Below are 13,120 nucleotides of genomic sequence, written 5' to 3'. Positions count from 1 at the left end.
GCTACTGCGCGTATCCCGGCGCCGGCGGCAGCCCGAAGAACTCCTCGAGCGTCGCGATACCGGTGGCCCGCATCTCGGTCGCCAGCTCGGTGCCGACGTAGCGGAAATGCCACGGCTCGGGGATGAACCCGGTCACGTCCGTCTTCCCCTCGGGGTAGCGAATGATGAAGCCGTACTCGGCGGCGTGCTCGGCGAGCCACATCCCCGCGGGGGTCTGGCCGAAGCAGGCCTCGAGGTAACAGGATCCATGATCGTCGAGGTCGATCACGAGGCCCGTCTGGTGTTCGGAGTGGCCGGGGCGCGCCGAGTAGGTGTCGGCGGCCGCCTGGCCGTCGCGATCGACGTATCCCTGGTAGAGCGATATCTGGGTCGCGTAGTCGCGGTAGGCGGAGATGATCCACACGTCGTGGCCCGCGGCCGCGGCGGCCCCGATGAGCGCCTCGGCCGCGCGCGCTGCGGGCTCGCGCAGCGGCTGCGCATACTGGTTGCCGACGCCCGCGGGCATCGACAGGTCAGCCGGGGCGAAGTCCACGGGCTGCAGCGGGCGCAGCTTATTCGAGACCACCCAGATCGAGTTCGGGTCGTCGATTGAGTGGGCCGACGTGTCGAACGACGGCTCGGGCGGCGGGGTCGGCTCGGGACTCGGCAAGGCCTTCGGGCTGGGTTCGGGCGCCGGTGTCTCGGCGGCACACCCCGGCATCACCGAAAGCACCCCCGCGAGCAGGATCGCGGCGCCGGCCACCGCACGCCCTGATCGGCCAATCATCGCGGCGCACCGGCGACTGCGCCGGCGGGGAAGAGCGCGAGCGTGATGCCCGTGCCGATGCCGCGCTGGTGCGCCGAGATCGAGATGGACTGTTCGCGCAAAAAGCTCAGCAGCTCGACGGGGCCGGCCATCGTGACCGGTTCCGCCCAGACCGCTGTGCGCTCGAGCCCCCCGAGCCACTCGGCAACCTGGACAGGGTTTCCCCCGATCAGGCGGATGCGCAACGCGGGCACACCCGGGCCGGGGGCGCCGGACGCCGCGAGGCGCTCGAGCCAGTCGGCATCGCGTTCGAGACTCACCTCGATGCCCTGCGTGGCCAGCACCTCGGCGATCTCGCGCGGCAACGGGTCGCCGGTCGAGAGGGTGAATGGGGCCCCCACGATGAAGGCCGCGGCAAGTACGCGCACGAGCGAGGCCAGCTCGGCGCCTTCGGCGATGCGGATGTGCGAGGCGACCGGCCAGTACCGCAAGAGGTTTCCCTCGACGCCGAGTCCGACCCGATCAGTGACGAGCCCAAGTGAAGTACGCCAGGTGAGCGCGTCGCTCAGGGCGGCACGGCGCACGCGGTCGAAGGCGTCGTAGTCGAGCGACGCCTGCGCCGCCTCGATCAACAGTTGCACCTCTGGGTCGAGGCCCCGCAGGTGCAGGGTGCTGCTCTGCGTGCCCTCGCGCGCGGTCCACGAGCCGAGCGGGATGAGCCGGGAGGGGCCCCCGGCGAGTGGCTGAGCGCCCATCCCGGCTTCGTTCCAGCCCCCGCTCGGCTGGCGCTCGACACGGAGGCCCGTGGTCGGCCGGCCGACGGCGAGCGTCGCGGCCTCGACCTGGTCGACCCAGGCCCCGATCTCGTCGGGGTCGGTGGAGTGCAGGCCAGCCACAGCGCCGGTGCCGTGTGCGTTCTGCAGCGCGATGGCCTCGCCGAGCGTGTGCGCCGTGAGTACCGCGATCACCGGCACACCCGGGTAGTCGCGCACAAAGACCGAACTCTTCTGGGTTCCGGTGCGCACCCCGGGGCTCCAGAGTCGCCCCGACTCGTCCAGCGGCTTGGGCTGCACGAGCCACTTCTCGCCCGGATCGAGCGTCGTGAGCGCCGCCCATTCGGAGTCGGTCGGCTCGGCGGGCATCGGGCCCATCCGGAACGTGAGGGGGTCTACGTCGCCCGGGTGAGCGGTGTCTCCGACCTCGATGGCGCGCACCGCGTCGGCCAGAAGCTCGGCAAATCTCGGCGAGCGGGCCACGCTGCCGAGCAGGATCACGAGGCGCGCGGCGTCCGGGTCACGGCCGGCACCCGCGAAGGCGGAGGCGGCGATGTCTCGCGCCGCGAGCGCGAAGTCCGCGCTCGGGGTGACGAGGATCGAGCCCCGGGCGGCGAGCTGGGCGGCGATCCGCAGCGACGGCCGACGACGCACGAGCGCACGGGCATCCGCCGCGGTCCCGAAGAACAGGGCGCGGTCGAAGCGTTCGTCCGCCGCAAGGGCGGCCGCGAGATCCGAGTGCGCGCCGTCCGCGGCCTCCGCCACGGCGAGGCGCACGAGGCCCTCGGGCAGCCCCGTCGCCTCCCACTCCTCGAGCAGGACCGCTGAGGCCCGCGCGACGGCCGGGTGCGCGACGAGCACGACGGCGCTGCCCGCGGCGAGCAGGGCGGCGACGGCCTCGGCGGCGCGGGCGAGTGGCGCCTCGGGCGCGGTCACCACGAGGGCGAGGGTGTCTGGCTGGAACTCGGCGCCGCGCACGGCACCCAGTCCGTCGGCCAGCTGGCCGAGGTAGCGCGCCGCGTCGACCGCGTCGTTCACCTCCGCGTCGAGCTCGTTCGCGGGACGGCCGGTGGTGGCCGCCAGGACCTGGAACAGCCGATCGCGGGCGGCGACCGTGCCGAGCGCCGCCCGCCGCAGGCGCGTCGCCCGCTCGTGCGGCGGCGTCTGGCGCCAGGCGTGACCGCTCGCGAAGGCGCCGCCCACCAGGGCATCGATGTCTCCCGCGGCCTCGCGCGCCTCGGCGACGCGGTCCTCGCCGTCGAAGCTGTCGGCCGCGCCGGCAAGCACCTCGCGCATCCACGCGCGATTTTCGGGGCGGGTCGCATCAGTGATCGGCTCGTTCGCGAACCCCGTCACCGAGATCGCCGGCACACGGATCGGGGGGCCGGCCGCCTCGAGACGCACCGCACCCGTCGAACCACGAGTCAGGCCGAGCACGGCGGCCGTGAGCCCGCCGGTGTCGAAGCGGTCGGCGTCGGCCGGGGGCCGGTAGAACAGGGCGCTGTCGCGCTCGGACGGGTCCCACTCGCGCGCCCGTTGCTGCAGGCGGTGCGTCTCGGGAGGCGCCTCCTGCGCCGCCGCGAGTGCGGCCTCGGCACGCTCATGGCCCGCCTCCCGAGCCGCCGGGTCGAACAGCGCGGCGTCGGCGCGTTCGAACGCCGAGCCGTCCGCGGCCCGCAACTCGAGCAGGTCGCGCAGCAGCGCGAGTGCTCCACGAAACTCCCCCGGGGGCACGACGGGCGCAAGCAGCCGTGGCCGCGCGCCCGAGTCCACGAGCGCCTGCAGGGTGGCCGCGCCGCTGCCCCGGGTCTGTTCGATGATCAGGTGCTGCGCGGTTCCGCGTCGCTCGGCCAGCGCGAGAGCGAGGGCGATCGTGTGCGGCTCTCGCGTCGCAAGAACGGGCCGCAGGGCTGCTGCGTGCTCGGGCGCGAGGGCGAACTCGAGCAGGCGCACCAATTGCGCGTCGACGGCCTCACGCGTGTCGAGATTGGGCACGCCGAGCCCGGAAATGATCGCCGCAGCGACCTCCTCGGCCGCGATCCTGCCTCGGGTGACGCGCACGTGCAGGGGGGCCCTGCCTTCCTCAGCGCGGGCGTGGGCCAGCCCCGCGTAACCCTCCATGATGCCGAGCGACTCGGGCAGCTGGGCGAGCACGGTGATGCCGAGGTCAACGTCCGCTTCAGTGGCGGCCAGCAGCCGTTCGGCGAGCTCGGGGACGAGCAGCGCCGCCCGGTACGAGTGCGCCTCGAGGGTGATGGCGACGCCGAGCTCAGCGGCCCGAGCAACGAGCGGGGCCAGCAACTCCGCCGCGCGCGCCGCCGCGCTGTCCTGCGACCAGCCCGCGTCGCGCGGGTCACCCAGCTCGGGCAGCACCCCGGCAGGATCGATCGAGAGGGCCGCAAGCCCGGGGGTCTCGAGCAAGCGCGTCATCCCGGCGACCCTGGCCGCGGCGGCGTCCGGGCCGAGTACGGGGTCGCCGAGCAGGGAAGCCCCGGGTTCGCAGCCGAGCTCGAGCGTCTCTGCGAGCACCCGGGCGATCGGGTCGCGCGTCAACTCGCGGCGCGCGGAAAGCCCTCGTGGCTCGGCCGTCACCACGAGCGGCGAGATGAGGCGCCGCAAGCGGCGCTTCGCGAGCGGGACGATCGCCCACGGCAACCCGAGCGACACGAGTCCGCCGGCGCGGAGCGCAAGCCTGAGCGGCACCGGAAGCGTCTCGGGCACCTCGCGCGAGACCTGCCGGAGGCCCTCGGCGGCCACGAACGCGTCGTCGGGGCTCGCCACGAGGTCGACAAAGTCGCGACCAAAGTCGAAGCCCTCGGCCTCGTTCAGCAGTGCCGCGGTGGGCGAGGCGGTGCTCACGCCCGCGGCACGCGCCTCTGCGACGCTCTCGATCCACCTGCCGACCAGGGCATTCGCCTCGTCTGCGAGGCCTGAAAGGCCTGCGTCGGTGTGCGGTGCGCTGCCCAATTCGCTCGTCATACGCCCACTGTATTGGCCGATGGCGACGGGATCCTGCAGAGCCGCGGCGAGCCGGGAGCTACGTGAGCAGCGCCCGGTCGTCGAAGCTCGCGCCCTTGATCTTGGCGAACTCGGCGAGCAGCATCGGCACGGTCAGCTGCTGCTTCTGTTCGGCGCTCGCCTCGAAGACGATACGCCCGTCGTGCATCATGATGAGGCGGTTGCCGAGCGCGATCGCCTGCTCCATGTTGTGCGTGACCATGAGCGTGGTGAGGCCGCCCTGGGAGACGATGCGCTCAGTGAGTGCGGTCACGAGCGCCGCCCGCTGCGGGTCGAGCGCCGCAGTGTGCTCGTCGAGCAAGAGAATGCGGGGCTCGGTGAACCCGGCCATGAGCAGCGACAGCGCCTGGCGCTGGCCACCCGAAAGCAGTCCGACCTTCGCGCTCAACCGGTTCTCGAGGCCCAGCTCGAGCGCCCGCAGCTCTTCGGCGAACCGCGCGCGACGCGCCTTGGTGACGCCGCGGCTCAGGCCGCGGGTCTGCCCACGCTTCAGGGCGAGGGCCAGGTTCTGCTCGATCGTGAGGTCAGGGGCGGTGCCGGCCATCGGATCCTGGAAGACGCGGCCCACGTAGCGGGCGCGCTGGAACTCCTTGAGCTTGTTCACCCGGTTGCCGTCGATCTTGATCTCGCCAGAATCGACGAGGATGCGGCCGGCGACCGAGTTCAGCAGCGTGGACTTCCCGGCGCCGTTCGAGCCAATGACGGTGACGAAGTCACCCTCCTCGAGGTGCAGCGAGATCTCGGCGAGCGCGCGGCGCTCGTTGATCGTGCCGGGGAAGAAGGTCTTCGAGATGGTGTCGATACTCAGCATGGCGATCGCTCCTTAACCCTCTGCCGTCGCGGGGGCGGTCGTCTCGGCCGCGGCCTCTTTCGGAGGTACGCGCCCGCCGCGGTTTCGCAGCGACGGGATCTTCTTGAGGAAGCCCCAGCGCGGCAACAGCAGCGCGAGGATCACGAGGATCGCGGTGATCGCCTTCATGTCCTGCGGGTCGAGCCCGACCTTGAGCGCGCCGAAGATGATGATGCGGTAGAGCACGGCGCCGAAGACGACGGCGAGGCTCGCCATGAAGAGGCCGCGGTGGCCCAGCACCGCCTGGCCGAGGATGACCGAGGCGAGGCCGACGAGGATGAGGCCGACGCCCATGCTGATGTCGGCGAAGCCCTGGTACTGAGCGACGACCGCGCCGCCGAGGCCGACGAGGCCGTTCGAGAGCGCGAGAGTCAGGATCTTGGTGCCATCGGTGTTTACACCGAAGCTGCGGATCATCTGCTCGTTGTTGCCGGTGGCCTGGATCGACAGGCCGAGGTCGGTCGACAGGAACCAGTCGACGAGGAGCTTGATGAGGAGGACCGCGACGGCGAACACGGCGATGCCGATGGCCGTCTTGCCGAGGACGTTGGCGTCGCGCAGCGGCGTCATGATGGTCTCCTCGCGCAAGAGCGGGAGGTTAGCTTTGCCCATGATGCGCAAGTTGATCGACCACAGCGCGATCATGGTCAGGATGCCCGCGAGCAGGCCGTCAATGCGGCCCTTGGTGTGCAGGATCCCGGTGATGGTGCCGGCGATGAGCCCCGCCCCGAACCCGGCGAGGGTTGCGAGGACGGGGCTCTGCCCGGCGGTGATCAGAGCGGCAGCGACCGCCGCGCCCGTGGTGAAGCTTCCGTCGACCGTGAGGTCAGGGAAGTTCAGGACGCGGAAGGTGAGGTACACCCCTAAGGCGACGACGCCGTAGAGGAGCCCCAGTTCGATCGCACCGATCATGATCAGCCCTTCGTTGTTACGTAACTAGTGTCTACTCAATCACGCGGTCGGCGCGATCGACGATCGCGGCCGGCAGCTCGACACCCATGCGGGCGGCGGCGGCGGGGTTGATGACGAGCTCGAGCTGGTTCGAGGTCTCAACGGGCATGGTCGCGGGGTCCGCGCCTTCCTGCAGGATCTTGATGGCCATCTCGCCGGTCTGGTGACCGAGCTTCGTGTAGTCGATTCCGAGCGTCGCGATGGCGCCACCCTCGACGGTGCCAGCCTCGGCGCCGATCACGGGGATCTGTGCGGCCTCCGCGACCTGCACGACGGTCGAGATCGCCGAGACGACCACGTTGTCGGTGGGCACGTAGATCGCATCGACGTCGCCGAGGGCCTCAGTGGCCTGCTTGATCTCAGCGGCGTTCGAGACGGTCTTCTCGACGATCTCGATGCCGAGATCCTTCGCAGCGTCCTTGGCGAGCGCGACCTGGATCTCGGAGTTGACCTCGCCCGAGCTGTACACGATGCCAACCTTCTTGGCGTCAGGGGCGATCTCCTGGATCAGCGCCATCTGGTCGGCGACCGGGTTCAGGTCGCTCGTACCGGTGACGTTGCTGCCCGGGGCCTCGTTCGAGTCGACCAGGCCGGCCTCGACCGCGTCGGTGACGGCGGTGAAGAGCACGGGGATGTCGGTGATGTTCTGCGCCGCGGCCTGCGCCGAGGGGGTAGCAACCGCGAGCACGAGGTCGACGCTGTCGGCCGCGAACTTCTGCGCGATGGTGGTGGCGTTCGCCACGTCAGCCTGAGCGTTCTGCTCGTCGAACGTGACCGTCTCGCCCTCGACGTAGCCGGCGTCGATGAAGGCCTGCTTGAAGCCCTCGGTCGCAGCGTCGAGCGCGGGGTGCTGCACGAACTGGCTGATGCCGATCGTGACCGACTTGGCGGCTTCGTCGCCGCCCTCCGTCGCGGTGTCACCTGCGGCGCAGCCAGCAAGAGCGAGGGCGGCGGTGGCCGCGATACCGGTCAGCGCGAGTGCGCGGCGGCGGGTGAACGAATTTCGCATCGAAACTTCCTTTGGTCCTGGGTATGGAACTGCGGCGCTAGAGGTGCGTGGCCGGCTCGTTGCGCACTGGGCGCGGGCAGCCCGTCGCTGGACCACCACGGGTAATCGTACCGAGCCCCGGCCGACGCCGGGCACCACTGACGTAGGAGAACCATAGATGTTGCGCACTCGTTGTGTTCCCGCGGCGCTCGCACAGTGGCCCTCCGGCCATCGGCGGCGGTAATACTAGAGGCATGATCGGAGCCCTTCGCCCAGTTCTCGACCACCCAGCCGCGCTCGTGCGCGTCCGCCTGGCTGAGCGCACACCCCTGTCCCCCACGATTTCGCGGATACGCCTCGAGCCCGTGGGGCCCGAGGACGTGGTGGCCCTGGCGGCGGCTGGCTCGGGCTCGCCCGACGACCGAATCAAGCTGTTCCTGCCCGACCCCGCGACCGGATACCTCGTGCCTCCCCGCATCGCGCCGGACGGCGCGATCGTGCGGGCCGCCGACGCGGTGTCGATCTCGCGGGACTTCACGCGGGTCGACCCGCGCGTGACGGGAGACGCCGGGGCGATCGAGATCGACTCCGTGTCGTTTGCCAGCCCCGGGCCCGCGACGGCCTGGCTGCACGGGCACACCGAGCACAGCACCGAGCTCGGCGCCGAGGCCGTCGTCGCGCTGCCGCGCACGAGCCGGGAGCTGCCGTCGGCCGCGGACGTCGAGCGCGCGCTGCTCGTGATCGACGAGACCGGCATCGCCGCGCTCTCGGGCATGCTCGCGGCACTCGACCCCGCGATCCGGGCCACGGTGATCGTGATCGGCGACGAGGACGGCTACGAGTCCGCGCTGTCCCCGCACCTCGCTGCGCGGGCCAGCGTCGAGTGGCTGTATCGGATCGACGGTCCGGGTCAGCTCGAGGAGGCGGTGCGCTCGGTGCCGCTCGGCGAGCGCGACTGGCTCTGGGCGGTCGGCGAGGCGAGCGAGCTCGCGGCCGCACGCCGCAGCCTCCCGGGCGCGCTCCCCGCAGAGCGCGCCGAGTTCACCGGCTACTGGCGCCGGGGACGCGTGAATTTTGACCCGGACGAGCGGGTCTAGCCCGGGCCCTTCGCCCCGAGCCCCAAGCCCCCTCCAGCTACCCCGCCGAGGCGTCGCAATCTGCGGCTTCGCGCGAGTTCAAGCCGCAGATTGCGACGCCTCGATGAAAGTGGGGCGCGCCGAGGCGCCCTACAGCGCCGCGGCCGCCTCGGTGCCCTGTTTGATCGCACGCTTCGCGTCGAGCTCGCCCGCGAGCAGCGCCCCGCCGACCACCTGCGCCGGGATGCCGAGCGCCGCAAGCGCCGCCGAGAGCTCCTCGACCGACTCCTGCCCGGTGCACAGCACGACGGTGTCGACCTCGAGCTCGCGCGTCACTCCGTCCACCGTGATGCGGATGCCCCGCTCAGTGATCTCGTCGTAGCTCGCGCCAACGACGTGCTCGACACCTCGGCGCAGGACCTCCGCGCGGTGGATCCAGCCGGTCGTGAGGCCGAGCCCCGCTCCCGGCTTCGTTGCCTTGCGCTGCAGCATTGTGACGCGACGCCGGCTGATCTCGGGCCGGGGGCGCAGCACTCCGCCGGGGACGGCGGGATCCTGCGTGACACCCCAAGACTCGGCGAAGCGCTCGGGGCTGAGCGCGTTCGCCGGGCCGTCCTGGGTGAGAAACTCGGCGACGTCGAAGCCGATGCCGCCCGAGCCGAGGATCGCGACGCGCTCACCGACGCTCCGCTCGCCGCGCAGCACCTCCGCGTAGTCGGCCACGATGGACGACTCGGCTCCCGGGATCGCGGGGCGGCGGGGCATGACACCTGAGGCAATGATGACCTCGTCGAAGCCCTCGGCGGCGAGCGCGTCGGCGGTCGCCCGCGTGCCGGTGCGCACCTCGACGCCGCGGCGCTCGAGCTCGCCCGTGAAGTAGCGCAGCGTTTCGCTGAACTCCTCCTTGCCCGGGATCCGCCGGGCCAAATCGAACTGGCCGCCGATCTCGTTGCGCGCCTCGAACAGGGTGACGCGGTGACCGCGCTCCCCCGCGGCGGTCGCGGCGGCGAGGCCGGCGGGGCCGGCGCCGACGACGGCGATCTTGCGGGCGCTGCGCGTCGGGCCGAGTACGAGCTGTGTCTCGTGGCAGGCGCGCGGGTTGACGAGGCACGAGGTGATTCGGCCCGAGAGGGCGTGGTCCAGGCACGCCTGGTTGCAGCCGATACAGGTGTTGATCGCGTCAGGGGTGCCCGCCTGCGCTTTCGCCACGAACGCGGGGTCGGCGAGCAGGGGGCGCGCGAGCGCGACGAGGTCGGCGGTGCCGTCGGCGAGCAGGCGCTCGGCCACCTCGGGCGTATTGATCCGGTTCGCGGCGGCGACCGGGATGCCAGCCGCGCCCCTGAGCGCGCGCGTGAACTCGGCGAAGGCCGCCCGCGGCACGCTCGTCGCGATGGTCGGGACGCGCGACTCGTGCCAACCGATGCCGGTCACGAGCAGGTCAGCCCCGGCGCCCGCGAGTTCGCCGGCGTAGGCGAGGGTCTCGTCCCCCGTGCTGCCGCCGGGAATGAGGTCGACGGCCGAGACACGCACCGACAGGATCGGCCCGGCGCCGAGCGCCGAGCGCACCTCGCGCACCACCGCGAGCGGGAACGCACGACGCCGCTCAGCGTCGCCGCCCCACGCGTCGTCCCGCTGGTTCGTCGCGGGGGCGAGGAATTCGTTGAGCAGGTATCCCTCCGAGCCCATGACCTCGATGCCGTCGTACCCCGCGGCGAGCGCGAGCCGGGTGGCGCGGCCGAAATCGGCGATGGTCTGCCGAACGTCCGCGTCGCTCATCTCGCGCGGTACCCGTGCCTTGATGGGCGAGCGCAGCGGGCTCGGCGCCACAAGATCGTCGTGCTCGGCGTAGCGGCCGAAGTGCAGCAGTTGCAGCAGGATCTTCGAGCCCGCGGCGTGCACCGCCTCGGTGAGCAGCCGGTGTTCGGCGAGCTGCGACTCGTCGTCGAGCACCGCTCCGACCACGCCCGGGCGCCCCGCCTGGTTCGGCGAGATACCGCCCGTGACGACCAGCGCGACACCCCCGAGCGCACGCTCGGCGTAGAAGGCGGCCATGCGCTCGAAGCCGCCGGGGGCTTCCTCGAGCCCTAGGTGCATCGAACCCATCATGACGCGGTTCGGCAGCGTGTGGCCGCCGATCGTCAGGGGCGTGAACAGCTGCTCGAAGCGCGCCATGGCCTAGGCCGCTCCGCCGAACTCGGCGGTGGCGACGAGGATGCCGCGGGCGATCACGGCGTCGCGCATCATGAACCCGAGCACCGCGGGGGTCGCCTGCGGGTCGATGTCGATGCGGGGCACGTTCAACGCGTGCACGACGAACCAGTAGTTGTGAACGCCCGTGCCCTCGGGCGGACCGGCGCCGGTGAACGACGGCTCGCGCATCTCGTTCGGCATCGTGATCGCGCCCTCGGGCAAGAGGCCCGTCCCGGGGTCGCCCGCATTGGCCGGAAGCGACGTGACCGAGGCCGGGAGGTTCGCGACGGCCCAGTGCCAGAACCCGGATCCTGTGGGGGCGTCGGGGTCAAAGCAGGTGACCACGAAGCTCTGGGTATCTGCGGGGAAGCCCGACCAGCTCAGCTGCGGCGAGCGCCCGAGGCCACCCGCGTAGGTCGCGAACTGCTCGGCGGGCAACGGTTCGCCGTCCTGAATGTCGGTGCTCGTGACCAAAAAGCCGGGCACCTGACGCAGGTTGGCGTAGGGGTTCAGGGGTTCGCGCATCTTTGCCGCTCCTCGTGTGTTGCTCGCCCGCCGCGCACCGCGGCAGCGTGTCCCCCAGCATAGGCGGGGGGCGGTTCCATTCCCGGCCAAGTTATAGTGGAATTCTGGCAACTGATTGGTGAGGTACGAGATGAATGCAGGGTCCTCGGGTTCAACCCGCGCCCGCGCCGCGCTCGCGTACCTGCGCGGACGCATCACGACGGGCGAGTGGGCGGTCGGCGACCGGATCCCGGTCGAGGCAGAGCTTGCCGAGCAGATGGGCGTGGGCCGTTCGACCGTGCGCGAGGCCGTGCGCTCCCTCGCGAGCCTCGGCATGCTCGAGACGAACCCCGGCCGCGGCACCTTCGTGCGTTCGGCGTCGCCCACGAGCGCCCTGCTCAACGACTTCCTGAGCGACTTCTCGCTCGAGGAGATCCTGAGCTACCGCCGCGCGCTCGAGATCGAGGCGGCCCAGCAGGCCGCCCACCACCGCACCGACGAGGACCTCGCGGCGCTCGAGATCGCGGCAGAGGAAGAGCTCGGCTGCTCGCGCTGCCCCGTACTGAACACCGGCAGCGACGTAACCGCGTTCGACAGCCGCTTTCACCAGCTCCTGTTCGTCGCAGCGAAGAACCGGCTGCTCGCGTCGCTCTACGCCGGCATCAACGACCAGCTACGCACCCCCGAGCACCGCGGCCGCCTGGCCAACGTGGGCAGCGCCGCCGCGATGGAGCGCGACCACGCCCGCGTGCTCGACGCGATTCGCCGGGGCGACTTCATCGACGCCGTGCACTCGATGGCGAACCACGTCGACCACGACGTCGTCATCGTGAACGACGCGCAGGAGGTCGTGCCTCCCCTGACGCGCACCCCCGAGCAGCAGGAACGCATCAACCAGGCGAGCGGGGTCGGCGAGGCCCGCTAGGCGCTGCCCGTCCCCGCTTCACCTCTCCCTCGGCCCGTTGTTCGGCGCCGAGATTGCGCAAAGGGCTGCTTCCGGGCGCTCGATGCCGCACATTGCGCAAGCTCGATGTGGGTTGCGGGGCAGGGGCAGGATCCTGTTGGGTCAGCCCGTCCGTCAGGTAACGGATGCCGAGGGAGCCTGGCCGTGATGGACTAGCGGAATCATCGACCACGCTGTCGGTCGCTGCTCGCGGCCGCCCCTGCACAGGAGCACCTTGCCCATGAACGCGCGCCCCACTCCCTCCCCGAGCCGCCTGCTGGTCACCGGAGGCGGGTCCGGCATCGGCCGCGCGACCGCCGAGCTCGCACTCGCCGAGGGCGCGCGCGTCGTGAGCCTCGACGCGGCGGCCGAGCACTGGGCGGCGGACGGCCTCGTGCATATCCGCACCGACATCACGGACGAGACCGCCGTCGAGGCGGCGTTCGACGCGGCGGTCATCGCCCTGGGCGGCGCCCCCGACGCGGTCGTGCACTGCGCCGGGATCTATCGCACGCGCGCGGTGACCGAGCTGACCCTTTCGGACTGGCAGCAGACCATGACGATCAACGCGACCGGCTCGTTCCTCGTGTCGCGCGCCGCGGCAAGGCGCATGACGGGCGGGGCGATCACGCTGCTGACCTCGGTCGCCTACGGGCGCGGCGACGAGGTCGAGCCGTCGGCGCACTACTCGTCGAGCAAGGGCGCGGTCGTTTCGTTGACCCGCCAGCTCTCGGTCGAGCTGGGCGGCGCCGGCATCCGCGTGAACGCGGTCGCGCCCGGCGTCATCGACACTCCCATGACGACGATCGTCGAGGACGCGGCGGCCACCGAGTCGCTCGTCTCTCGCCTGCCGGCCCGCCGGCTCGGCACTGCGGAGGACGTCGCCCGCGCCTGCCTGTTCCTCAGCAGCGACTCGGCCAGCTACATCACGGGCGTCGTGCTGCCCGTCGACGGCGGCTACCTCGTCGCGTAGCTCGGGCGGCCGTCGACCTGCCGATCGGCCGCGACAACGCAGGGCCCGGGAGATTCGCTCTCCCGGGCCCTGCGTGTCGCTCGGCGCGGCCGGCGCCCGCAGCGGCTTT

At 71.6% G+C, this 13,120-nt stretch carries 10 protein-coding genes; 3 read left to right on the top strand and 7 right to left on the bottom strand.

Going from position 1 to position 13,120, the window contains the following annotated elements:
* Window position 1: 1 nt before the first annotated feature.
* From JW030_RS00680 to JW030_RS00660, 5 genes are read right to left on the bottom strand one after another with little or no spacing between them, the layout of a single operon-like run.
* On the bottom strand, window positions 2–766 hold the full coding sequence (locus JW030_RS00680) for a M15 family metallopeptidase (protein ID WP_188045861.1): 765 nt from the start codon (window positions 764–766) through the stop codon (window positions 2–4).
* A complete protein-coding gene (locus JW030_RS00675; RefSeq protein WP_241095483.1) occupies window positions 763–4,497 on the bottom strand; it encodes a proline dehydrogenase family protein in 3,735 nt (1,244 codons plus the stop codon). Before JW030_RS00675 ends, JW030_RS00680 begins: the two co-directional genes overlap by 4 nt.
* Window positions 4,498–4,555: 58 nt before the next feature.
* The gene (locus JW030_RS00670; RefSeq protein WP_188045862.1) at window positions 4,556–5,347 is read right to left on the bottom strand and encodes an ABC transporter ATP-binding protein; all 792 of its coding nucleotides are present in this window, start codon (window positions 5,345–5,347) and stop codon (window positions 4,556–4,558) included.
* Window positions 5,348–5,359: 12 nt separating this feature from the next.
* On the bottom strand, window positions 5,360–6,298 hold the full coding sequence (locus JW030_RS00665) for an ABC transporter permease (protein WP_188045863.1): 939 nt from the start codon (window positions 6,296–6,298) through the stop codon (window positions 5,360–5,362).
* Window positions 6,299–6,329: 31 nt separating this feature from the next.
* Window positions 6,330–7,346, bottom strand: coding sequence for an ABC transporter substrate-binding protein (locus tag JW030_RS00660; RefSeq protein WP_188045864.1), 1,017 nt, complete (start codon window positions 7,344–7,346; stop codon window positions 6,330–6,332).
* Between the two features lie 233 nt (window positions 7,347–7,579).
* On the opposite strand from JW030_RS00660, the gene JW030_RS00655 reads away from it, so the two are divergent.
* On the top strand, window positions 7,580–8,422 hold the full coding sequence (locus JW030_RS00655) for a siderophore-interacting protein (protein ID WP_188045865.1): 843 nt from the start codon (window positions 7,580–7,582) through the stop codon (window positions 8,420–8,422).
* A 129-nt stretch (window positions 8,423–8,551) separates the two neighbouring features.
* On the opposite strand, the gene JW030_RS00650 is transcribed toward JW030_RS00655, so the two are convergent.
* Entirely contained in the window at window positions 8,552–10,573 is a 2,022-nt protein-coding gene (locus JW030_RS00650; protein ID WP_188045871.1) for an NADPH-dependent 2,4-dienoyl-CoA reductase, read from the bottom strand.
* Window positions 10,574–10,576: 3 nt separating this feature from the next.
* The gene (locus JW030_RS00645; RefSeq protein WP_188045872.1) at window positions 10,577–11,116 is read right to left on the bottom strand and encodes a YbhB/YbcL family Raf kinase inhibitor-like protein; all 540 of its coding nucleotides are present in this window, start codon (window positions 11,114–11,116) and stop codon (window positions 10,577–10,579) included.
* A gap of 130 nt (window positions 11,117–11,246) precedes the next feature.
* On the opposite strand from JW030_RS00645, the gene JW030_RS00640 reads away from it, so the two are divergent.
* On the top strand, window positions 11,247–12,020 hold the full coding sequence (locus JW030_RS00640) for a FadR/GntR family transcriptional regulator (RefSeq protein ID WP_188045873.1): 774 nt from the start codon (window positions 11,247–11,249) through the stop codon (window positions 12,018–12,020).
* A 259-nt stretch (window positions 12,021–12,279) separates the two neighbouring features.
* Complete coding sequence (locus tag JW030_RS00635; protein WP_188045874.1) at window positions 12,280–13,011, top strand: SDR family NAD(P)-dependent oxidoreductase; 732 nt, start codon at window positions 12,280–12,282, stop codon at window positions 13,009–13,011.
* The last annotated feature ends 109 nt before the right edge of the window (window positions 13,012–13,120 follow it).

The organism is Leucobacter sp. CX169 (assembly GCF_017161405.1).
Taxonomy (GTDB): Bacteria; Actinomycetota; Actinomycetes; order Actinomycetales; family Microbacteriaceae; genus Cx-87.
The sequence above is the reverse complement of the archived record's forward strand: the minus strand, read 5'-3'. Positions and strand labels throughout refer to the sequence as shown.

What these genes read in the sequence shown, in the direction of transcription:
- JW030_RS00675 (WP_241095483.1), bottom strand. Translation starts at nt 4,497, where the DNA reads ATGACGAGCGAATTGGGCAGCGCACCGCACACCGACGCAGGCCTTTCA.
- JW030_RS00645 (WP_188045872.1), bottom strand. Translation starts at nt 11,116, where the DNA reads ATGCGCGAACCCCTGAACCCCTACGCCAACCTGCGTCAGGTGCCCGGC.
- JW030_RS00635 (WP_188045874.1), top strand. Translation starts at nt 12,280, where the DNA reads ATGAACGCGCGCCCCACTCCCTCCCCGAGCCGCCTGCTGGTCACCGGA.
- JW030_RS00655 (WP_188045865.1), top strand. Translation starts at nt 7,580, where the DNA reads ATGATCGGAGCCCTTCGCCCAGTTCTCGACCACCCAGCCGCGCTCGTG.
- JW030_RS00665 (WP_188045863.1), bottom strand. Translation starts at nt 6,298, where the DNA reads ATGATCGGTGCGATCGAACTGGGGCTCCTCTACGGCGTCGTCGCCTTA.
- JW030_RS00670 (WP_188045862.1), bottom strand. Translation starts at nt 5,347, where the DNA reads ATGCTGAGTATCGACACCATCTCGAAGACCTTCTTCCCCGGCACGATC.
- JW030_RS00660 (WP_188045864.1), bottom strand. Translation starts at nt 7,346, where the DNA reads ATGCGAAATTCGTTCACCCGCCGCCGCGCACTCGCGCTGACCGGTATC.
- JW030_RS00650 (WP_188045871.1), bottom strand. Translation starts at nt 10,573, where the DNA reads ATGGCGCGCTTCGAGCAGCTGTTCACGCCCCTGACGATCGGCGGCCAC.
- JW030_RS00680 (WP_188045861.1), bottom strand. Translation starts at nt 766, where the DNA reads ATGATTGGCCGATCAGGGCGTGCGGTGGCCGGCGCCGCGATCCTGCTC.
- JW030_RS00640 (WP_188045873.1), top strand. Translation starts at nt 11,247, where the DNA reads ATGAATGCAGGGTCCTCGGGTTCAACCCGCGCCCGCGCCGCGCTCGCG.